We start from the raw sequence: 19,771 nt of genomic DNA, 5'->3' as shown, positions 1-19,771 counted from the left end.
TCACTTACTCCGCCGGGGTTGTGGATGCGGTCGGTTCATCCGGCATCTGGCGCAGCCGCGCCTCGTGCCGAGCTTGCCACGCGTGGGTTTCTTCGACGTCTTGGAAAGGTCCTTTGCGGATGTACTTCACCATCAGGCTCATCTCGATGACGAAGAGCACCGTGTAGAAGATCACGAAGCCCGCCAGAGTGATCAGCAGATCCGCTATGGAAAGGTGAGAGGCCGAGAGCGCAGTCGGCAATACGCCGTCTACCGTCCATGGCTGGCGGCCGAATTCCGCGACGAACCAGCCAAGCTCGGCGGCCAGCCACGGCGTCGGGATGATCGCCACGGCGGCATAGAGCGACCAGCGCGGGAACTGCATGTTCCGGAAAGACGCGCGATAGAAGAAATAGGCCATCACCGCGATGAAGCTGAAGCCAAGCGCCACCATGATGCGGAAGGCCCAGAACAGTGGGAAAACGCCTGGAATGGTGTCTTCGGCGGCAAGAGCGATCTGCTCTTCGGTGGCATCACGCGGATCTTCGACATAGCGCTTCAACAGGAAGGCAAAACCCAGGTCTTCGGCGTTTTGTTCAAAGATGAATCGAGCGTCGGCAGGAACATCACCACGGTTCTCGCGGATCGTCATCAGCGCGTCATAGGCGATGATCCCACGGCGAATCTTTTCTTCGGCCTCGCTCACCAGATCGTTGATGCCGGGGATTTCCTCGGTTAGGGAGCGGGTGCCGATCAGGCCCATCGCCCACGGAATATGGATGGCATAATGCGTTTCGCGCGCTTCCTTGTCGGGGATACCGACAAGGGTGAAGGACGCGGGCGCAGGTTCGGTTTCCCACATCGCCTCGATCGCGGCGAGCTTCATCTTCTGAGTGTGGCTGGCGGAATAGCCGGATTCGTCGCCCAGCACGACCACCGACAGCGCCGAAGCCAGACCAAAGGACGCCGCCACCGCGATGGACCGTCGAGCCAGATCCTTGTGCCGGTCCTGAAGCAGGTAGAGCGCCGATACGCCCAGAACGAAGACCGATGCCGTGACATAGCCTGCGCTGGCGGTATGAACGAATTTTGCCTGAGCCACCTCGTTGAAAACCACCTCGAAGAAAGAGGTCATCTCCATCCGCATTGTGTCGGGATTGAACTCGGCGCCCACGGGGTTCTGCATCCAGCCATTGGCGATCAAGATCCACAGCGCCGAGAAGTTCGAGCCCAGTGCCACCAGCCAGGCGACGACAAGGTGCTGCACTTTCGAAAGCTTGTCCCAGCCAAAGAAGAACAGCCCGACAAAGGTCGCCTCAAGGAAGAAGGCCATCAAACCTTCGATCGCCAGCGGCGCACCGAAGATGTCGCCCACATAGTGCGAGTAATACGACCAGTTCATGCCAAACTGGAATTCCATGGTGATGCCCGTCGCGACACCCAGGACAAAGTTGATGCCGAACAACGTGCCCCAGAACTTGGTCATCTGCCGCCAGATGGGGCGGTTGGTCATGACGTAAACGGTTTCCATAACCGCGACCAGGATCGACAGGCCAAGCGTCAGTGGCACGAAAAGAAAGTGATACATGGCCGTCATCGCAAACTGCAGGCGCGACAGCTCGACCAGTCCGAACTCCATGAGCGTGATCCTTTCGAGTTAAATTCCGCATCTAAATTGCAAATTTCCAGTATTTATATTCCGCATCCGGAATGTGAGTATGATCTGGATCAAACTCGCATCTCTGCTGCGTATTTTTTTGGGATCAGCGCTTTGTTGCTCTGGAAGTGGAGATGCGGACGATGTGGTCCGCGTGCTCTTTTTCCGCGCTTCGGTGCGCTGCGATGAGGAATGCTGCTTGCGGACAGGCCTTGCGCAGCCCGGTCATCACTTGTCGCGCCGCGGTATCGTCCAGCCCCTCGGTCGGTTCATCCAGAAGCATCAGCGCGGGATCGCGCAGAATCGCCCGTGCAAGAACAAGCCGACGCGCCTCGCCCCCTGAAAGACCCGCGCCGCGCGGACCAAGGCGAAGCTGAAGTCCACCGCGGTCGCGCAGAGTCTCGGAAAGGCAAACGGCATCCAGCGCCCGCCAGAGCGTTTCGTCACTTGCACCGGGTGCGGCGAGCCGCAAGTTCGCGGCGACAGTGTCCGCGATCAGGGCGTGGCGTTGCGGCACAAGAACGGCCTCTTCCGTCACCGTTGACACCGGCAGCTTTGCCGGGTCGCGTCCAGCGTAGCGCACTTGGCCTTTCGTCGGTGAAAATGCCCCGATGGCAAGAAGCAGCACGGTGCTTTTGCCGCTGCCGCTGGCACCTTCGAGCACGACCGTCTCGCCAGGTCCCAGGTCCAGAGTCACCGGCGCAAACAAAGGTCTGCCCGCGATTTCAAGGGTCACGGCCTCCATCTGCAATCGATTGCCGTTGGCCGGCACTATGGGCAAGTCAGGATTTCCTTGAGCCTCGTCCAGGGTCGGTCGCACGCGCCGGGCCGCCTGCGTCATGCGCCCGATCTCAGACAATGCGCGCCTCACGGGCGCCACGGCCTCTGCCAGCGCAAGAGACGCGAAGACCCCGATGGCGGCCGTTGCAGGGTTGATTTCACCGGCCTGCACGAGGTCGACCCCCACAACGAGACAGCCCGTCGTCACAATCGCCGTGACCATGTCCAGCGCCAGCCCCGTGCGACGCTCGATACTCTCCAAGCGCTCCCTCGCCATGGATCCGCGGTTAAAGGCATCAATCGTCTGATCTGCCACGGGCAGTAACTGGCCAAAGACGCTCAGGTCGTCCCGGCCAGAAACAAGGTCGATCATGCGGCTTCGGCCCGCCTGAAGGGCGGCCTCGGACAGGCGCGCGGGTGACTTCGCGATACGCTGACCGATGAAGAAAATGGCTGTCGGCAAGACGAGGTAACCCCCGCCGATGATCAGGGCGACCGATGGGTGGACGAGGATCCATAGTGTCACTGCAACAGCCATGATCGTGACGCCACCGGCAGCCGCTGGAATGACCAACCGCAGCAGCACGCCATCCAGTGCCTCCGTGTCCGCCGTGATTCTGTTCAACTCCGAGTTCGCCCGCAGGCGTTCCAGTGCGCGGTGCGGCTTGGTCAACAGGCCTCTGAGCAGGGACACGCGCAAATCGGACACCGCTCGCAGCGTGGCGTCATGGGTCAGAACGCGTTCACCGTAACGCGCTGCCGTGCGCCCGAGTGCCAGGAAGCGCACCATGGCGGACGGCGCGAAGACGTTGAACAGAATGCCCATTCCAGCCATCCCCGCCGCCGCCGAAGCGACGATGAACCACCCTGACAGTCCCAGCAATGCCACCCCCATGGCCAGGACCGTGACCGCGAGCGCAAAGCCACGGGCGAAGGCGCGCCGGTCCGCGTTCAGGATTGTGAGGATGATCGAAGCCAAGTCCTTCATGACGCCATCCTCACCTTGACGAGCGAGAGGCGTTGCGACATTCGCGCCGCAAGACGCGTGTCATGCGTCGCGACGATCAACGTGCCGCCATCCTGCGCAAATCGCACGAGGCAATCGCCCACGATACGGGCTGTTGCTGGGTCGAGATCCGCTGTCGGTTCGTCCGCGATGAGGATACCCGATGCACCATGTAAGGCCCGGGCCAGTGTTATCCGTCGCCCCTCTCCGCCGGACAGGCCTGCGCCACGTTCCCCCAACAGTGTGAGATCACCGCGGGGCAAGGTGTCGATCACATCGCGCAAACCCGCAGCGATTAGCGTGTCCGCCATGACCGGGTCGCCGAAGCCGATGTTGTATCTAAGTGATCCGTTCAGAAAATGTGGCGCCTGCGGCATCCAGCCGATTGCCGCCCGCCATTGGTCAGCATTCGCTTCGCCCAACGGGACGCCATCGAGGAGGATCGCACCATTGTCAGGGCGTTCCAGTCCCGCGATCAATCGCAAGAGCGTCGTCTTTCCCGCCCCGCTTGGGCCTTCGATGGCGATGGTGTCGCCCAGGTCCAAGCGGAAGTCCGGATAGTTGACGCCGCGATGGCACAGGCCCCGAATCTCGAGCGTTGGGGTTATGGTTGCGGGCAATGCGTTTGCGCCGCTTCCGATGCGCTGAGTACGTGTTTCGCTGCGCCACGCTGTGACTTCGTCTCTCACCGCGTCGGCCGCGGCCCGATCGTGCCACGCCGCGGCCAGATCGCGCAAAGGCTGAAAATACTCGGGCGCGAGCAGCAGCAGGTACATCCCGATTCCCGGGGATAGCGGCGTGCCCCAACCGCCCCAGCCAAGTTCCCCCAACAAAGAGAACCCGACCCAGATCGCTACCATGGCCACGCCGAGGGCGGAAAACAGTTCCAGGACGGTCGATGACAGAAAAGCGATGCGCAATACGGCCATGGTGCGGTGACGCAGATCCTCGCTGGCGGAGGCGAAAGTCTCGACGGTCGTCGGCCCGGCGCCGATCAGCTTGAGATCGGACAGAGCCGCAAGCCGGTCTACAAGCATGTCACTCAACTGACCGACTTCCTGCATCTGCCGCGCACTTGCATCCTTGGCCGCCCAGCCCACCAGTGCCATGAATAGCGGGATCAGCGGGCCTGCAAGAAGCAGTACGAGCGCGACTGCCCAGCTGTGCCATGCCGCAATGCACAGGATCACCAACGGCAGGACCATCACCCGCAGCCGCGCTGGCTGATAGCGAAGGAGAGCAGGGCGGAGCGCTTCGAGCTTTTCCGTGACAAGCGCGGCAAGGGCACCGGCCCCTCCGTGGCCGGATTCCGTCCCCGAACGGGCCTCTGTCGTCACGATCTCGTGGCGCAATGCTGCAATCTGCGCATCAGCGGCCTTTGACAGCAGATGTTGCGCCCCGACGTCCACAATGCCGCGAAGAGCCCACAGGCCAAGCAACAGGATGCCCGCCTGATATGCCGACACGTGTTCGGTCGCGAGGAGTCGGTCGAACACCCAGGCGATGACAGCAGCGGCACCAAGCCAGATGAGGGAGGCGAGAACGGACAGCCAGGCTCCGATGGTTTCAGTCGTGAGGTGTCTGAAATAGAAAGCTCGCACGGGCGCTCCGCTTTTTCGCATCCTGAATGCATGTTTACGTGCGGACAGCACATGACGACTTGATTTGGCTCAAAGTAAATTCCGGATCAGAAATGCAGGATTATTGAGACTTACGGAGATTTTATGCGACTGACCACGAGAACCAACCTTGCTGCGCGCATTTTGATGGCGTGTGCCGACAATCCGGGTCGTCTGCTCAAGACAGCCGAAGTGGCAAACCTGTGCAACTGTTCCATCAATCACACCGCGCACGTGGTCCAGCGTCTTCAGGCCGAAGGATATGTCTCTACCATACGCGGGCGAGCCGGTGGTTTCGCATTGGCCCGTCACCCTGAAGAGGTGTCTATCGGTGGTGTCTTTCGCGTGTTCGAAGGCGACATCCCCTTTGCCGAGTGTTTCGACGAAAAGACGAATACATGCCCGCTGCACACGGCATGTCGTTTGCGGCGCTATATAGAGCGGGCACTTGACGCCTTTTACCATGAACTCGATCTGGTGACGCTGCACGACCTTGTGCAGGGCAATTGCGGGCTGAGCGCGCTTTTGTCGCTCAAACCCGAGATGCCAGACGATTGCCGCCCATGACCGGGCGCGCTTAGCGGCTTTCGAAATAGTCCAATGGCACCTTGAGATAGGATCTACCGTTGTCTTCTGCCTTGGGCACCTGCCCGCCGCGGATGTTCACCTGCAATGCGGCCAGCATCAGCTTTGGCAGCGGCAGGGTCGCGTCGCGCGCATCGCGGACTTCACGATACTCGGCACGCGAAGGGGCGTCCTTCCAGTGGATATTGGCGGCGCGATGTTCGGCAACGGTTGCCTCGCAAAGCGGTTCACGGCCGGGCGCGTAGTCGTGGCCGACAAAGACCCGCGTGTCCTCCGGTAGGGCAAGGATCGCGCTTATGCTGTCATACAGGGCATCAGAACTGCCGCCGGGGAAATCCGCCCGCGAGGTTCCGCTGTCTGGCATCATAAGCGTGTCGTGCACAAAGGCCGCATCGCCCGCCACGTAGGTGATCGAAGCCATGGTATGACCGGGCGAGAACATCACCGTCACGGGGACGTTGCCCACCATGAAGGTGTCTCCATCAGCAAACCTTTTATCCCACTGACTGCCATCGGTCGGGAAATCTGCCGGCAGGTTGTAGATGCCCTGCCACAGCTTTTGCACACCGGTCACCTTTGCGCCGATCGCGGTGGGGGCACCGGTCTGGGCCTTGAGCCACTGCGCTGCCGAGAAGTGATCCGCGTGGGGATGGGTGTCGAGGATCCAGACAAGCTCGATCCCAGTCTCGCGCACATAGTTAAGAAGACGCTCTGCATTGGCGGCCGAGATCGCCCCTGCCAGCGGATCGAAATCCAGTACGGGATCGACGATGGCACCTTTCATGGTGTCGGGATCATGGAAGACGTACTGCCAGCTTCCGGTTGGTTCGTCCCAGAATGATTTCACGATTGGATTTGTCATGGCGATCTCGTCCTTTTTTCTAAACTGCAGGGGCAGCGGGCCGGGTTACGGCCCGCCACAGGGCGTCACAACGCACGGGTCGAGAAGTACCAATCGACCGTATTGTAACCTTCGCTGGCACGGGCCAGTGCGGCGTCGGGAGTAGCCGGGGTGGGTACGATCACTTCATCGCCCAGGGTCCAGTTCTCGGGCATGGCACACTTGTTCTCATCGGCGGTTTGGAGGGCGACCAGCAGGCGATGAATTTCCGCAACCGAACGGCCGGCATTCATCGGGTAGTAGACCATGGCCCGCAATACCCCCTCGGGGTCAATTATGAACGTGGCCCGCACGGCGGCCGTGTCGGATGCCCCAGGCTGGATCATTCCATAGGCTTGGGCGACGGCCATGTTCAGATCCGCAATGATTGGGAAACGCACGTCGACGCCGAACTTCTCCTTGATGTTCAGCACCCATGCGATGTGGCTGTAGTGGCTGTCGATCGAGAGGCCAAGAAGCTCGGTGTTCAGCGCGGCGAACTCGTCCTGGCGCTTGGCAAAGGCGATGAACTCGGTGGTACAAACCGGGGTGAAATCGGCCGGGTGCGAGAACAGGATCAGCCACTTGCCGCGGTAATCCTCGAGGGACCTGCGACCATGGGTTGTCGGCGCGTCAAAGGCAGGTGCAACTTCGTTCAGACGGGGCCCGGCTGGGCGGGTTTCTGTGGTCATGGCTGTCATCCTTATGTGCAGCGTTTCGATGGCACATAGATAACCGCTCGACACTTATAGGAGAAACTGGAATAATCACTAATATTTATAGGAGATTTCTATGATGGTCACGCTCCGTCAGCTACATTTCCTGACTGCAGTCGCCGATACGCTCAATTTCTCACGCGCTGCCGAGACATGTTTTGTCACGCAGCCGACGCTGAGTGCTGGGATCAAGGACATGGAAGAGCGGCTCGGCGTGCAGTTGGTCGAACGCACACGGCGTCACGTGATGCTGACACCGCTGGGCCACGAAATTGCCGAACGGGGGCAGCGCATGCTGGTCGAGGCCGAAGAGATTGAGGCCTTGGCGCGTGCGCATCGCAATCCGTTCGAAGGTGACCTGAAGCTCGGCGCAATCCCGACCGTTGGGCCCTACCTGTTGCCGCGGGCGCTACCGCACATCCGAGAGCAATTGCCCAACCTGCGGCTCTTTCTGCGGGAGGAGTTGACGGAGAGTTTGATTGCCGGGCTTCATGACGGACGCCTTGATGTCATTTTGATCGCATTACCTTTCGACACCGGATCGTTGGAGCTGATCGAGCTGTTCGAGGATGGCTATCAGCTTGCAACGCCGTCGGACCGGGTTCCCGAGGGCGGTGCTACCACCCTGATCGATAGCAGCGAGATCATGCTTTTGGAAAAGGGTCATTGCCTTCAACGCCATGCGCTTGCGGCCTATCCCGGTCGGCTCGAGACCTCGGAGAACCGCTTTGCGGCAACCAGTTTGACCACATTGATTGCCATGGTCTCGGAAGGCCTCGGCATCACCCTGCTTCCGGAACTCGCCATCCGCGCAGGGGTGACACGTCACGTGGATATCCAACTGACACCTTTGCCGGACGCTTGCCCGCGTCGGGTTACCTTGGCCTTCCGACCTTCGTCCGCGCGGGCCGATCTTTTCCAGAAACTGGCTAAAATTTTCTCAGCGCAGGTAATCGATGAATAGACGAGCTATGAAGAGCGCGGCGATTCTGTCAAATGGATCGCAGGTTCACAGCCAGCAGACCTCTGACATTTATTGAGCTCGCTCTGAATGTCCGCAACGGGCCGTTCTAAACGCATATATACCCCTCAGAACACTCTAAACCGATCAATCGCCGACTTGAGTTGGCGGAGCTTGTAGCCTTCGCGCATATACACGTCTTGGGTCACGCCTGATCGGGCGTGGCCGACAATACACTGCACAATCGGTTCCGGCACATCGACTTGGCTCAGCCTTGTAACAATGGTGTGCCGGAAGCAGTGAAACACGATACCCGGTTCTTTGATGCCGAGTTCAGGCAAGAACCGTTCATTGCACCAGCGGCCCAGACTGCGCCCGTACCCACCGTTTACGTTGAGGTTGTAGTCAGGAAAAAGCCGCTTGCCTTTGCTGCGGCTTTGAACAAGCTCAAGGAAACCGAGGCGTATCAATTCCGAGTGGAGGGGGACTTTTCGCCGCCCAGCTTCTGTTTTCAGTTTCTTGCCGTCGTCGCCTTCATCTGTGATGTCCAGAAACCATATGTCGTCTTCTTGACGCACATCTGCAATGTGCAGTTGGCAAATCTCGTTCAGGCGTGCCCCGGTGAACAGGGCCAACAGCATACCCCACTTGTGGCTTTCACTGCGGACAAGGCCAGAAGTATTTTCGGTCAATTCAGTCAAGATGCGCTGTGCCTGTTCGGGCGTGAATGGCTTGCGCTTTATCTCGTTCTTCTTGGCGCGTTTGCCCAGTTTCATGCCTTCAAAGAGCCTGTGCGGTGCGTGGCCGTGTGTTTCGGCCCACTGAAAGAAAGCCGCGAACATCTGGATATGGCTGTCAATGGTCTTGTCCGAAATCTTGGCCTGACCCGGAACCTTGATTGCTTCCATCAAGGGCAAGCCTTTCAGGGTTGTCTTGACCTTCCGGTTGGATGGAAGGTCATGCAGCACTTGTTTGACCTTGTTCGCGTCTTGCTTGGTAATCGACCCCAAAAGCCGCTCTGGGCCGAAGTATTCCAGAAGAATGCCGAGATAGGCCCGGTTCTGTTTGGCGGTTTTGTCAGGTAGGCGGCGGGCTTGGTCTGCGTTAAATTCTTCGACAGCCACACCAAGCGGCGATGAGGCGTCCTGAGTGGGCGCAGGAGGCGCGACTATGGCTGCCGGGGTTTCGCCATAGGAATAGCTTTCTTGGCCCTCAGCGGCGTCCAGAACGCGCCTGAGCATGTCCCGTCGCCCCTTGCGCAGTTCTATGGTGATCCGGGGCTGGCTGGCCTCCCATTGTTCGTCTGAAACGTCCATGACCCGCTTAAAGCGAGCAATGGGCAAGTATGCGGGGCTAAGGCTTTCGAGATCAACGCCGCAATCATGGTCCAGCATTTCTTCGCGTGCGTCGGCTAAGGCATTCTTTGACAGCCCGCGACGGTCCAGCCAGTCAAGGTACTGGTCAAGTTGGGCCTTGAAGTAGACCGTCACCTTTTCGCGTATCTCGCTTTGCCGAAGTCCTGCCAACGTGTTGCTATCCCTTACGATTCTACCATGTGCAGCTAAGTATCTCGCTAAGTCTGCCGCTTGATGTGGACATCTTGTTCTTAATGAAATCTTAACAGTGCTGCGTTTCTCAAGCCCGGAATGGGGCAGAGGCCAACGGAAATAGAATATACCGTGTCTTGAAGGGCTTAGGTAGGCTGACAGCTTCATGGTTTGTGTTCCACTGTTGTGTCCCACTTGATAGCCACGAAGCTAAGTCGCTGATTTAGAAGCACTTGGAGGCGAGTACCGGAATCGAACCGGTGTACACGGATTTGCAATCCGCTGCGTAACCACTCCGCCAACTCGCCGAAGTCCGGGTGACATAGCGCATGGTTTGAGGGGGTGCAAGCGCCGTTCGACACGTTGGCGTGTTGCCGTGCCCGGGTTTCTGTGGCATCACTGAATTGACCTCAACTAGACCAAAGAGTTTAGTCACATGACAGACTACGCAACGCGCCGCCGTATGATGGTAGATACGCAAGTTCGTCCTTCGGACGTGACCAAGTTTCCCATAATTGATTCAATGCTTTCTGTTCCGCGGGAGGCCTATGTGCCTGCGAACCGTCGGGAAGCTGCCTATATGGGCGAAAACGTCGTGCTGGGCCAGGCGCGCGTCGTGCTGGAGCCGCGCACCATGGCCAAGATGCTGGACGCGTTGGATATCCAGCCTGACGAAATCGTTTTGGATATCGCTTGCGGCCTTGGTTATTCCACAGCTGTCATCGCCCGTATGGCCGAAGCGGTTGTTGCTGTTGAAGAAGACGGTTCAATGGCGGCCGATGCACAGTCGACTCTGTCCGAGCGTGGCGTTGACAATGCGGCCGTGATTGAGGGCCCGCTTGTTGATGGTGCGGCTAAGCACGGACCTTATGACGTTATTACCATTCAGGGCGCTGTAGAGCACATCCCAGAAGGCATTTTGGGCCAACTGAGGGAAGGAGGCCGCATCGCCGCAATCTTTATGGAAGAGGCCTTGGGCGTCTGCCGTATTGGGTATAAGATCGACGGAGCGATCTCTTGGCGCTTTGCATTTAACGCGGGCGCGCCAGTTTTGCCTGGGTTTGAAAAAGGTCGGGCGTTCGCACTTTAAATGCGTGGATGCGGTAAAATGGAGCCAGTGAATTAGGCCAGCCGCAATTGGTACGAGAAAATTGAGCGGAACGAGGGCAGTATAATGGGCTATGGGTTTCGAAATACGGTTGCCGGACTAATTTCAATGGCTTGCGTCGGTGCGGTCGTCGCGCCAAGCGCCTCTGCGGAAACGCTGACGGACGCGATGATCGCAGCCTACAAGAACAGTAACTTGCTGGAACAGAACCGCGCTTTGCTGCGGGCCGCAGATGAAGACGTGGCGCAGGCCATCGCATCTTTGCGCCCGATCATTAGCTTTATCGCCAGTTCCACCTATTCAGACACAGTGCTGAACTCGGGTGATTTGTCATCGTCGCTTGCGCTTCAGGCAAGCCTTAACCTGTATGACGGCGGTGCAAACCGCTTGGCCATCGATGCTGCCAAAGAAACCGTTCTGGGCGCACGTGCCGGGTTGGTTTCGGTCGAGCAGGGCGTTCTGTTTTCGGCGGTACAGGCCTATCTGGATGTGCGCAGTGCACTGGAAAGTGTGTCGCTGGGGCAGAACAACGTTCGCTTGATCACGGAACAGCTTCGTGCGGCGCGCGATCGGTTTGAGGTTGGTGAAGTCACCCGTACTGATGTTTCCTTGGCCGAGTCACGGCTTGCCGCTTCGCAAAGCAGCCTTGTGGCCGCGCAGGGAGAGCTTGCCGCATCGCGGGAGGCTTACAAAGCCGCTGTCGGGCGCTACCCCAAGGCGCTTTCCGGTTTGCCGCGGGTGCCCAGCCTTCCGAAATCCGCGGACGAGGCGCGTTCGATCGCGGTTCGTACACACCCAAGCATCGAAGCTGCGCAGCGCGAGGTTACAGTTTCGGAACTGAACATTGGTCGTGCGCGCGCTGCGCGTCGTCCGTCTGTTGATGCCACCGCACGGTTTTCGCGCAATGATGCAGGGCAGGACAATTCCAGCGTCGGTCTGGAGCTAAGCCAGACGCTTTATACAGGTGGGGCGCTGAAATCTGCGGAACGTCAGGCTTTGGCCGGGCGCGATGCTGATCGTGCGAACTTGCACCGCAGCGTTCAGCTGGTTGAGCAGGATGTCGGAAATTCGTGGGCCGGTGTGGCCGTGTCCCGTGCGCAGGTCGAAGCCAGCGATAAGCGAATTCGCGCGGCTCAGCTTGCGTTTGACGGCACCCGCGAAGAAGCGCGTTTAGGCGCGCGTACCACGCTTGATGTCCTTGATGCCGAGCAGGAGCTTCTGGACGCCCGTACGGCGCGTGTCGAAGCTGAAACAAGCCTGTTCAAAGCTTACTATGCGCTTTTGTCATCCATGGGTCTGTTGACCGTGGATCATCTGAAGCTTGGTATCCCGACCTATGATCCAGCGGCTTACTATAACGCGGTCAAAAACGCGCCTGTTCGCAGCGTGCAGGGTGATCAGCTTGATCGGGTGCTGAAGGGCATTGGTCGTGAGAGCAACTAGATACCAGTGATTGTGTCTTCGCACTGCTCAGGCTACCATACCTGCGGAATATTTGAGGAAACGGGCAATGTCGGACCTGGTACGCAATATGGAAATTGAAGATGTACTGTCGTCTATACGGCGGCTTGTTTCGGACGAAGCGTCTCAGCGACAGGGGCGCCCAACAGGCAGTCGGCCTCAGGAAAACTTGGAGTCTGAGGAAGATGAGCGGACAGAACGCTTGGTGCTGACACCTGCGCTGCGCGTCGCCAAGGAAGAGGCCGAGACCGAGGACGATAGCGACGAATCGGAGGTCCTGTTTTCTGATGAACCTCCGGTGTTTTCGCGCAGCCACAGCTTCTATAGCGATTCGAGCGAGCCATCGGTTTCTTTTTCTACGACCAATGCGCACGAAAGCGCGGCTGACCCGACTGCGACCCGTGGGCCCAGAACCGTCACGCTTGAAGATCGTATCGCAGAGCTAGAGGCGGCCGTCGCGCTTGCCGACGAAGAGTGGGAGCCTGACGGGGACGAAGAGGCCCTCGGCACGATGGTTCTTGAGAACCCGTTGCCACAGGCTGACATGGCGCCGGCCAATGATGCAGGTGCCACCACCGACGAGACTTCTTTTGACGCGGTAGAAGAGGCGGCAGAAGAGCCTGAGGATGAAATCCTTAACGCAGTCGCTCCAGAGGTCATGGACGACGTCGCAGTGGTTGCAAGTGCGGCAGTCAGCGCTGTTTCCGAGGAAACGGAAAACGCGTTCAGCAAAGGTTTCGATCTAAGCGACGACCTACCAGCGAACATCGACGAAGAAATACTGCGAGACTTGATCTCGGAGATTGTGCGCGAAGAGCTTCAGGGCGCGTTGGGTGAGCGTATCACTCGCAACGTGCGCAAACTTGTCCGCCGCGAGATTAACCGCGCAATGGCCAGCCGCGACTTCGACTAGGGCGGGGCGGGCGTTCATGCCTCGCTTCTTGGCGGGGCATTTTTTTATCGAACATCCGAAAACGAAAAACGCGCCCAGATGTGGGCGCGCCTTTCAAGCATAGCAGTGCTTTGGATCAAGCTGCTTCAGCTTGCTCCTGCATCTGGCGACGTTCGCTTTCCTCACGGGATAGCGCGACCGAGGTGCGAACACCTTTGCCAACGAATTCCATCAGACCGGAAACAACCCGTTCATTGGGGTCAATGCCGGCACAGGAAAGCACTTCGCGACCATCACGAGAACGCGCCCAGCGGGCAATCTGCTCTGGTCCGTTGCCGTACTTTTTGTCGTCTGCAATCGCATCATCCAGTGCAGCAAGTACCACCGCGGCAAATAGTTTTTTCGCGCGGTTTCCCTGTTCGTGGTTGAATGCGGTGCCATCAACGAAATCGACCATCTCGTCGTCCTTTTTATTCTTGCTCTTGCATTTCAGGCGTGCCGCCGAATATGGCTGTTTTGCAGCGATTCGGTATTTCAATTATGGAATACCTCCTATGCGCGCCGCGCATGGCTTATTCCCGCCTTTTACTGTATCTAGTCGCCTTGTCAGGCGTCTGTGTCCAAGATATAGGTGCCAGCCAACTCTGATCAACCTTACGGTAAGGTTTTGTAACATGCCCAAGATCAACGGTAACGAAATTCGCCCCGGAAATGTTCTGGAACATAATGGTGGCCTATGGGCCGCGGTTAAGGTGGACCATGTGAAGCCCGGCAAGGGCGGCGCGTTCGCTCAGGTCGAAATGCGCAATCTGCGTAACGGCTCTAAATTGAACGAACGTTTCCGCAGCGCCGACAAGGTAGAGCGGGTCCGGCTGGAGCAGAAAGACCAGCAGTTTCTTTATGAAACCGACGGGATGCTGGTGTTCATGGATACCGAAACCTACGAGCAGATCGAACTGCCAGCGGAAATTCTGGGCGATCGTCGCCCGTTCCTGCAGGACGGTATGACGGTCGTGATCGAATACCACGAAGCTGAAGCGCTGAACGCGACGCTGCCTCAGAAAGTGACCTGCAAGGTTGTTGAGACAGAGCCGGTTGTCAAAGGACAGACCGCTGCCAACAGCTTTAAGCCCGCAATTCTGGACAACGGCGTCAAAGTGATGGTGCCGCCGTTTGTTGGGCAGGATGAAGATATCATCGTGAACACCGAAACGATGGATTACTCCGAACGCGCCTAAGGGCCGACGAAAAAACCTGCCCCGCTGTGTTTGACCGCCGGGGCAGGGTGCTGCCTTCGGGATGAATGGCAGAGACTGGATTAAAAACCTCCCTTACATGATGCGTAACGCACAAAGGCACAGTTGGCTTATTGGTGTGGGGCGGCGTCTGGGTGTTCGCGCTGAACGGTGGCGTAGAACGATTTCAGATCTTTGCCGGGTTCAGATTTGAAGGGCTCTGCTGCGTCACAGCGTTCAATTCGATCAATACGGAACATCCGAAAATCGTCGCGCAGTTCGCACCACGCGACCAACGTCCAAACCTTGCCCCAGAACCACAGTCCAAGCGGCCGGATCAGGCGCTGTGACGGTTTGCCGTCTGCAGCCTGATAGTGAATTGAAAGCCCGGTGCGCGTTTCGATTGCCTCGTCCAGCCGGTCAAGCATCGCGCGATCACTTGCGCTAAGCGTTGGCATGGCGATTGCGTGAATTTGCACCTCTGCGGCGCGAGCGCGGGGGGCGTCTGGCAATACCGCGTCGATCTTTTCAAGGGCCTCGCGGGCAGAGCGGGCCATGCCCAGCCCGCCCCAGGCTTGGATCAATCGCGCCCCAGCGACAAGCGCGGCGATTTCATCATTGGTGAACATCAACGGCGGCAGGTCATAGCCCGCGCGCATCAAGTACCCGACGCCTGCCTCGCCCTCTATCGGAACGCCCGAACCGATCAGGTCGGCGATGTCGCGATAGATTGTACGCTCTGACACTCCCACCCACTCGGCCAGTTGGCGTGCCGTGATCAGCCGACCGCCGCGCAGATACTGCACGATCTGAAATAGGCGGTCGGCGCGACGCATCAGGCGGCCCTGTTCGGTTCAAACAAACCGATGGAGTTGCCTTCCGGGTCTTGGGCATAGGCAAAGCGGCCCGGTGGGATGGTGATGACAGGGCTGACCTCTGTGCCGCCTGCATTGACCAGCCGGTCCATCGCCTCTTCTACGGTGTCGTGGACGGCAAGGTGCACGGTTGGCCCATCACCATCCGCTGAAGGCTTGCCGGGGTACAGGTGCCCCGCTACGCCGTCTGGGCCGGCTGCACAGATCATCGCCACGGGATTGGGGCCGGTTTCATCGACCTTAAACTCGAAGTTGAAAACGGTTTTGTAGAATTCAATACCCTTGGTCATGTCTGTGACAGGAATTTCGATCCAGACGGTTGGGTTCGTTGGTTTAAAGCTCATCGCTCTGATCCTTCGGTTAACAATGATCAGTACATGGCACAGCCCTCCTGACAACATACTGTCAGGAGCCTGCATCGCAGAGCAGATTTTCCACCATCGACCGATAGGCAGCGCCGAAAAGCCTTAGATGCACCAGCGCGGGCCAAAGCTGATAAATGGGGCGGCGTTCACGTTCTTCGGGGGTGGTGGGCCCGTATGTTTCGTAAAAGCCGGGGCCGGGCGTGGCAAAGAGGTGCAGCATGGCAAGATCCACCTCTGTGTGGCCGTGGTAAGATGCTGGGTCGATCAGCGCCGGGCCGGTTGGGGTGAAGTGGATGTTGCCAGCCCACAGATCGCCGTGCAGCAGGGCGGCAGGCGGGTGGTGTGGTAACAGATCGGGCAGGCGCTGGGAAAGGTGCTCCACCCGTTGTGCGATGTCATGGGGCAGAGCGTGTGGCGCGGCTAGCAAACGACGTTCCGCCCAGAACGTCGGCCAATCCGGTGCCGCCGTGTTCGGAATCGCCACGGACCCGAACGCATAATCGCTGGACCAGCTATATCCCGCACCCGTGGCAGAGTGGAGGCGTTTCAAGGCGCGCCCAAGGCCAGCCCAGTCAGGTGGTCCTTCGGGCAGGTATTCCATGATGATCAAGGTGGCGGTGGTCGCCAGCACGCGGGGCGCAGGGCAACCGGTGGCTGCGATGGCGGCAAGCATCTGCGCCTCAACCCCGACCAAGGGGCCGGACTTGGCGACGACGTCCTGCCCGGATGCCAGCGTCACGCGATAGATTTTGGAAAGGTCGCCGCCGTGCAGCGGGCTTAGGGCGCTGACAGGGGCCCCCAGTAGGTCAGAGATTTGCTGTGAAAGCGGATTAGCCATCCCACTGCAGGGTGGCATCACCCGCTTGCAAAGCGCCCTTGGCGCGATCAAATCGAAGGTACGCAATGGCCCGCCCGCCGGATTGGGTGAACAGCGTTCCGGCGGTTTTTCCGTCTGTGGTGAGTTCGGTGCCAACGGGGGCTTCGCCGTTGATGCGCACGGTTGTCAGGCCCTTGCGCAGCTCTGTCTTGTGTTTCATCCGCGCGGTGACTTCTTGGCCGACATAGCAGCCCTTTTTGAAATCAACCCCATGCAGCGCCTCGAAGCCCGCTTCCAGAATGTAGGTTTCATCCGGGATCAGCTCGATCCCGGTTTCGGGGATGCAATGGGCCACGCGGATCGCATCCCAGTCAATTTCTGGGGCGGTCCCGGCCTCTGGGCTGTAAATCCGCCAGCCAAGATCAGGATGACGCGGATCGGCAAGCGCACCGTCAGGCGCATCGCCAAGGCCGCGCTGAACATGGAGCGTGGAGGGCGCAATCGCCACATCCGCCCGCAGCTTATACATGCTTAAACGGCGCAACAGCCCGTCGGCCAGCGCGCTTTCTACATCCAACAGAATGGTGTCGTCCCGCGCCGTCAGGAAAAAGTCGGCTAGGTATTTGCCCTGCGGTGTCAGCAACGCGGCATAGGCCAGACGCCCCGCCAGCCCGCTCACATCGTTTGACACGAGGCCCTGCAGGAAATGCTCCCGCTCGGTGCCGGTGATTTCAAGGACGGTTCGGTTTTGCGCGGCTTCGGCCATAGTGTTCCCTTTGTCCGCTAATCCCGCAAGGGGGCGTCAATTCTCGGTCGCGAATTGCAATTTATAGAGGCCAGAGTAAAGGCCGCCTTTTTCAAGAAGTGCGTCATGGGTGCCTTCTTCGATGACACGGCCCTTATCCATCACAATGATATTGTCTGCATCGCGCACAGTGGCAAGCCGGTGGGCGATCACAATCGTTGTGCGGTTCGCGCTAAGACGTTCCAGCGCATCCTGCACCACACGTTCGGATTTGGCATCCAGCGCGGATGTCGCTTCGTCCAACAACAGGATTGGGGCGTCACGCAACAAGGCGCGGGCAATCGCCACACGCTGACGCTGACCACCCGACAGGTTCGATCCGCGGGCCCCGGCGGGGCTGTCCAGACCATTCGGCAGGCTAGGCAGGAAGTCGGCGATATGCGCGGCCTCTAGCACCTCTTGCAGGCGTTCTTCGGTGACATCGGCACGACCCAGCAGAATGTTATCGCGCAGGGTTTCGTCAAACAGCATGGCGTCTTGCGTCACCACAGAGAAATTACCGCGCAGCGACTGAAGCTCCAGCTGATCAATCGGCACGCTGCCCAGTTCGACCGATCCGCTTTGCGGTTCGATCAGGCGCGTCAGTAGGTTGAACACGGTACTTTTCCCGGCGCCAGATGCACCAACCAGCGCGGTCATTTTGCCCGCCTTCGCCGTCAGCGTCAGACCGTTCAGCACGGGCGTATCCTGATAGGCAAGGTGGACATCGCGCATGGTAACATCGGCTTCGCCGGCTGGTACGCTTAGCTTTGCCGGGCGTGCAGGCGATGTAATCGTGGGCTGATCGTCGAATATTTCGTACACGCGCTCAAGGCTGGCCATGGCGGCTTGCCAGGATCCGGAAATGCCACCGATGCGGCGCAGCGGGTCAAAGATCAACGCCATGGCGGTGAAGAAGCTCATAAACTCCCCCACGGTTTTTTCCGCTTCGATGATCTGAAGTCCGCCGTAGAAAATGACCCCGAAAAAACCAAGGCCCGCAACAACGTCGATAAGCGCGGGGATGCCTGCCTGACCAATGCGCGAGCGCAGCTGGGCGTGTATCACTGCTTCTACCGCTTCGGTGAACCGGCTTTTTTCGCGGCTTTCCATACGGTTCAGTTTGATCGTGGTGACGCCGTGGAAAACCTCGTCCAAGCGGGTTGAAACGGCGGCGGCGGCGCGGCGCCCCTTACGGGTCGAAACGCGTACCCAGCGTTGCAACGATGCGACCGGAACAAACAAAAGCGGGACACCGGCAACGGCGATCAAGGTCCAGACCCAATCAACGGACAGAGCAACCGCCAGCAATGAAATCAGCGCCACGATATCGCGCCCAGCCGTGGCCAAAACCGTGAACCAGATATTAGAGGCCGCCTGCGTGTCGCCACGCACCCGTTCAATCAGCCCGCCGGGCGGGGTCTTTTGGAACCACTGACTGTCAAGCGTCAGCATGTGCGCCACCATATCGGCCTGAAGCGCGGCCGACACGCGCTGCCCAACAAGCGTGGTCATGATACGTTGCCCGAAACCAGACAGAGCGCGGATAAGGAAAACGACGAAAATACCGCCCGCAACCAGCATCAGCGCGCTACGGTCGCCAGCCGTGAATACCTGATCGAACATCGGCTTAACGGCGTAGCTTAGAAAGCCCAGCATGGACCCTTCGAGGGTCATCAATACCAGCGCGGCCAGCAGCATTGGCATCTGCCGCTTCAGATACCCGCGCCACATCCATTTCACGATGGTGCGCGAAGATGCGGGGGCGTCAGCCATCCGAAATGCCCCGAAGCTTTTGGAAGCCAGCGGTCAGCGCCTTTGGGTCGTAACGTGTTTCAAACCATTCGCGGATCGGCATTGGGGTTTCCGTGATGTCCTGTTCGTACTGGTCCAACATGTAATCCAGAATTCCCGTGCTGTCGTTCTTCAGATGAAGATAGCGCAAGGAAAGCTGTTTTTTAGCCTCGGCCACGGGTTTGCCTTCGACATGCATCAAATACAGCGCAGAGGCGAGGCCAGCGCGGTCAGCGCCTGACTTACAGTGCATGACAAATGGCCGCTCTACCGTGTCGAATAGATCCAGCAGGGCAAGCATCCGCTTCTTGTTGACCAGTTTTCGCGCACTAATCGCCACCGTATGAAGCGATAAGCCCAGCCTTTCACAGGCTTCCTGTTCAAACAGGAAATGGCTGTGCGGCGCGTCCCCACGAAGCGAGATGACGTTTGTGATCCCCATCTTGTGATAGCGCGCAAGCCGCTTGGGCGAAGGCTGGTTCGAACGCCAGACGCCCGGCGCGATCTCATCAAGGTTGGTCCAGAGGACGCGCAGGAACGCGTGATCCATCAGCTGAAAATGCCAAAACGCAGCCCGGCGCCCGTTTGGCGTCGAAATATCGTTGCCGAAAGATTGGCGCAGGGACTGTTCGAAATTGTCCAAGCGGGTCTTGATCTGTCTGAACATGGGCACTCGCTGCCTGTACGGAACAAGCGCGCGGTCTAGCGTG

General features: G+C 58.9%; 19 protein-coding genes and 1 tRNA gene. 6 read left to right on the top strand and 14 right to left on the bottom strand.

Annotated features, from left to right (window positions below; translation table 11 throughout):
- Nucleotides 1–4: 4 nt before the first annotated feature.
- From COL8621_RS11550 to COL8621_RS11540, 3 genes are all read right to left on the bottom strand, one after another.
- The gene (locus tag COL8621_RS11550; protein WP_093967507.1) at nt 5–1,618 is read right to left on the bottom strand and encodes a cytochrome ubiquinol oxidase subunit I; all 1,614 of its coding nucleotides are present in this window, start codon (nt 1,616–1,618) and stop codon (nt 5–7) included.
- A 124-nt stretch (nt 1,619–1,742) separates the two neighbouring features.
- A complete protein-coding gene (locus COL8621_RS11545; protein WP_176438482.1) occupies nt 1,743–3,404 on the bottom strand; it encodes an amino acid ABC transporter ATP-binding/permease protein in 1,662 nt (553 codons plus the stop codon).
- The gene (locus COL8621_RS11540; protein WP_235823846.1) at nt 3,401–5,023 is read right to left on the bottom strand and encodes an ABC transporter ATP-binding protein/permease; all 1,623 of its coding nucleotides are present in this window, start codon (nt 5,021–5,023) and stop codon (nt 3,401–3,403) included. Before COL8621_RS11540 ends, COL8621_RS11545 begins: the two co-directional genes overlap by 4 nt.
- A gap of 123 nt (nt 5,024–5,146) precedes the next feature.
- Here COL8621_RS11540 and COL8621_RS11535 point away from each other — a divergent pair, with 123 nt between their 5' ends.
- Nucleotides 5,147–5,608, top strand: a complete 462-nt coding sequence (locus tag COL8621_RS11535; protein WP_093967505.1) for an RrF2 family transcriptional regulator — start codon at nt 5,147–5,149, stop codon at nt 5,606–5,608.
- Between the two features lie 10 nt (nt 5,609–5,618).
- Here the strand turns inward: COL8621_RS11535 and COL8621_RS11530 are convergent, their stop codons facing one another.
- Complete coding sequence (locus tag COL8621_RS11530; protein ID WP_093967504.1) at nt 5,619–6,488, bottom strand: MBL fold metallo-hydrolase; 870 nt, start codon at nt 6,486–6,488, stop codon at nt 5,619–5,621.
- 65 nt (nt 6,489–6,553) lie between these two features.
- On the bottom strand, nt 6,554–7,198 hold the full coding sequence (locus COL8621_RS11525; RefSeq protein WP_093968539.1) for a peroxiredoxin: 645 nt from the start codon (nt 7,196–7,198) through the stop codon (nt 6,554–6,556).
- Between the two features lie 100 nt (nt 7,199–7,298).
- On the opposite strand from COL8621_RS11525, the gene COL8621_RS11520 reads away from it, so the two are divergent.
- Entirely contained in the window at nt 7,299–8,186 is an 888-nt protein-coding gene (locus COL8621_RS11520; RefSeq protein WP_306345721.1) for a hydrogen peroxide-inducible genes activator, read from the top strand.
- Between the two features lie 125 nt (nt 8,187–8,311).
- On the opposite strand, the gene COL8621_RS11515 is transcribed toward COL8621_RS11520, so the two are convergent.
- Both COL8621_RS11515 and COL8621_RS11510 read right to left on the bottom strand, forming a co-directional pair.
- Nucleotides 8,312–9,709 (bottom strand): site-specific integrase, encoded by a 1,398-nt coding sequence (locus COL8621_RS11515; protein WP_235823845.1) that lies wholly within the window; start codon nt 9,707–9,709, stop codon nt 8,312–8,314.
- A 255-nt stretch (nt 9,710–9,964) separates the two neighbouring features.
- Nucleotides 9,965–10,038 (bottom strand) — tRNA-Cys (locus COL8621_RS11510).
- Between the two features lie 128 nt (nt 10,039–10,166).
- On the opposite strand from COL8621_RS11510, the gene COL8621_RS11505 reads away from it, so the two are divergent.
- From COL8621_RS11505 to COL8621_RS11495, 3 genes are all read left to right on the top strand, one after another.
- Nucleotides 10,167–10,820: a protein-L-isoaspartate O-methyltransferase family protein gene (locus COL8621_RS11505; protein ID WP_093967502.1), complete on the top strand. Its 654-nt coding sequence runs from the start codon at nt 10,167–10,169 to the stop codon at nt 10,818–10,820.
- Between the two features lie 84 nt (nt 10,821–10,904).
- A complete protein-coding gene (locus COL8621_RS11500; RefSeq protein WP_235823844.1) occupies nt 10,905–12,281 on the top strand; it encodes a TolC family outer membrane protein in 1,377 nt (458 codons plus the stop codon).
- A gap of 67 nt (nt 12,282–12,348) precedes the next feature.
- Nucleotides 12,349–13,212 carry a hypothetical protein gene (locus COL8621_RS11495; RefSeq protein WP_141137883.1) on the top strand — a complete coding sequence of 288 codons (864 nt, stop codon included), beginning with the start codon at nt 12,349–12,351 and terminating at the stop codon, nt 13,210–13,212.
- 115 nt (nt 13,213–13,327) lie between these two features.
- On the opposite strand, the gene COL8621_RS11490 is transcribed toward COL8621_RS11495, so the two are convergent.
- Nucleotides 13,328–13,648: a DUF6280 family protein gene (locus COL8621_RS11490; RefSeq protein ID WP_093968537.1), complete on the bottom strand. Its 321-nt coding sequence runs from the start codon at nt 13,646–13,648 to the stop codon at nt 13,328–13,330.
- A gap of 217 nt (nt 13,649–13,865) precedes the next feature.
- Between COL8621_RS11490 and efp the strand changes: the two genes are divergently transcribed.
- Nucleotides 13,866–14,429 carry an elongation factor P gene (gene efp / locus COL8621_RS11485; protein WP_093967499.1) on the top strand — a complete coding sequence of 188 codons (564 nt, stop codon included), beginning with the start codon at nt 13,866–13,868 and terminating at the stop codon, nt 14,427–14,429.
- A gap of 128 nt (nt 14,430–14,557) precedes the next feature.
- Here the strand turns inward: efp and COL8621_RS11480 are convergent, their stop codons facing one another.
- The 6 genes from COL8621_RS11480 to COL8621_RS11455 all read right to left on the bottom strand — a co-directional run bounded on the left by COL8621_RS11480 (nt 14,558) and on the right by COL8621_RS11455 (nt 19,728).
- Nucleotides 14,558–15,262, bottom strand: a complete 705-nt coding sequence (locus COL8621_RS11480) for a helix-turn-helix transcriptional regulator (RefSeq protein ID WP_093967498.1) — start codon at nt 15,260–15,262, stop codon at nt 14,558–14,560.
- Nucleotides 15,262–15,645, bottom strand: coding sequence for a VOC family protein (locus COL8621_RS11475; RefSeq protein ID WP_093967497.1), 384 nt, complete (start codon nt 15,643–15,645; stop codon nt 15,262–15,264). Before COL8621_RS11475 ends, COL8621_RS11480 begins: the two co-directional genes overlap by 1 nt.
- 61 nt (nt 15,646–15,706) lie before the next feature.
- Complete coding sequence (locus COL8621_RS11470; RefSeq protein ID WP_093967496.1) at nt 15,707–16,504, bottom strand: fructosamine kinase family protein; 798 nt, start codon at nt 16,502–16,504, stop codon at nt 15,707–15,709.
- Nucleotides 16,497–17,249: a CAF17-like 4Fe-4S cluster assembly/insertion protein YgfZ gene (ygfZ, locus tag COL8621_RS11465; RefSeq protein ID WP_093967495.1), complete on the bottom strand. Its 753-nt coding sequence runs from the start codon at nt 17,247–17,249 to the stop codon at nt 16,497–16,499. Before ygfZ ends, COL8621_RS11470 begins: the two co-directional genes overlap by 8 nt.
- Before the next feature lie 36 nt (nt 17,250–17,285).
- Entirely contained in the window at nt 17,286–19,043 is a 1,758-nt protein-coding gene (locus tag COL8621_RS11460) for an ABC transporter ATP-binding protein (RefSeq protein WP_093967494.1), read from the bottom strand.
- Nucleotides 19,036–19,728 carry a phosphatase domain-containing protein gene (locus tag COL8621_RS11455; RefSeq protein ID WP_093967493.1) on the bottom strand — a complete coding sequence of 231 codons (693 nt, stop codon included), beginning with the start codon at nt 19,726–19,728 and terminating at the stop codon, nt 19,036–19,038. The genes COL8621_RS11460 and COL8621_RS11455 overlap by 8 nt, the downstream gene beginning before the upstream one ends.
- Nucleotides 19,729–19,771: the final 43 nt, after the last annotated feature.

The sequence above is a fragment of the Actibacterium lipolyticum genome (assembly GCF_900184935.1).
Lineage (GTDB): Bacteria > Pseudomonadota > Alphaproteobacteria > Rhodobacterales > Rhodobacteraceae > Actibacterium_A > Actibacterium_A lipolyticum.
Note: the sequence above shows the minus strand (reverse complement) of the source record. Positions and strands in the feature narration are given on the sequence as shown.

Bases quoted from the DNA above. Each gene is read 5' to 3' on its own strand.
- COL8621_RS11550 (WP_093967507.1), bottom strand. From the start codon at position 1,618: ATGGAGTTCGGACTGGTCGAGCTGTCGCGCCTGCAGTTTGCGATGACG.
- COL8621_RS11545 (WP_176438482.1), bottom strand. From the start codon at position 3,404: ATGAAGGACTTGGCTTCGATCATCCTCACAATCCTGAACGCGGACCGG.
- COL8621_RS11535 (WP_093967505.1), top strand. From the start codon at position 5,147: ATGCGACTGACCACGAGAACCAACCTTGCTGCGCGCATTTTGATGGCG.
- COL8621_RS11530 (WP_093967504.1), bottom strand. From the start codon at position 6,488: ATGACAAATCCAATCGTGAAATCATTCTGGGACGAACCAACCGGAAGC.
- COL8621_RS11525 (WP_093968539.1), bottom strand. From the start codon at position 7,198: ATGACCACAGAAACCCGCCCAGCCGGGCCCCGTCTGAACGAAGTTGCA.
- COL8621_RS11520 (WP_306345721.1), top strand. From the start codon at position 7,299: ATGATGGTCACGCTCCGTCAGCTACATTTCCTGACTGCAGTCGCCGAT.
- COL8621_RS11505 (WP_093967502.1), top strand. From the start codon at position 10,167: ATGACAGACTACGCAACGCGCCGCCGTATGATGGTAGATACGCAAGTT.
- COL8621_RS11500 (WP_235823844.1), top strand. From the start codon at position 10,905: ATGGGCTATGGGTTTCGAAATACGGTTGCCGGACTAATTTCAATGGCT.
- COL8621_RS11495 (WP_141137883.1), top strand. From the start codon at position 12,349: ATGTCGGACCTGGTACGCAATATGGAAATTGAAGATGTACTGTCGTCT.
- COL8621_RS11490 (WP_093968537.1), bottom strand. From the start codon at position 13,648: ATGGTCGATTTCGTTGATGGCACCGCATTCAACCACGAACAGGGAAAC.
- efp (WP_093967499.1), top strand. From the start codon at position 13,866: ATGCCCAAGATCAACGGTAACGAAATTCGCCCCGGAAATGTTCTGGAA.
- COL8621_RS11480 (WP_093967498.1), bottom strand. From the start codon at position 15,262: ATGCGTCGCGCCGACCGCCTATTTCAGATCGTGCAGTATCTGCGCGGC.
- COL8621_RS11475 (WP_093967497.1), bottom strand. From the start codon at position 15,645: ATGAGCTTTAAACCAACGAACCCAACCGTCTGGATCGAAATTCCTGTC.
- COL8621_RS11470 (WP_093967496.1), bottom strand. From the start codon at position 16,504: ATGGCTAATCCGCTTTCACAGCAAATCTCTGACCTACTGGGGGCCCCT.
- ygfZ (WP_093967495.1), bottom strand. From the start codon at position 17,249: ATGGCCGAAGCCGCGCAAAACCGAACCGTCCTTGAAATCACCGGCACC.
- COL8621_RS11460 (WP_093967494.1), bottom strand. From the start codon at position 19,043: ATGGCTGACGCCCCCGCATCTTCGCGCACCATCGTGAAATGGATGTGG.
- COL8621_RS11455 (WP_093967493.1), bottom strand. From the start codon at position 19,728: ATGTTCAGACAGATCAAGACCCGCTTGGACAATTTCGAACAGTCCCTG.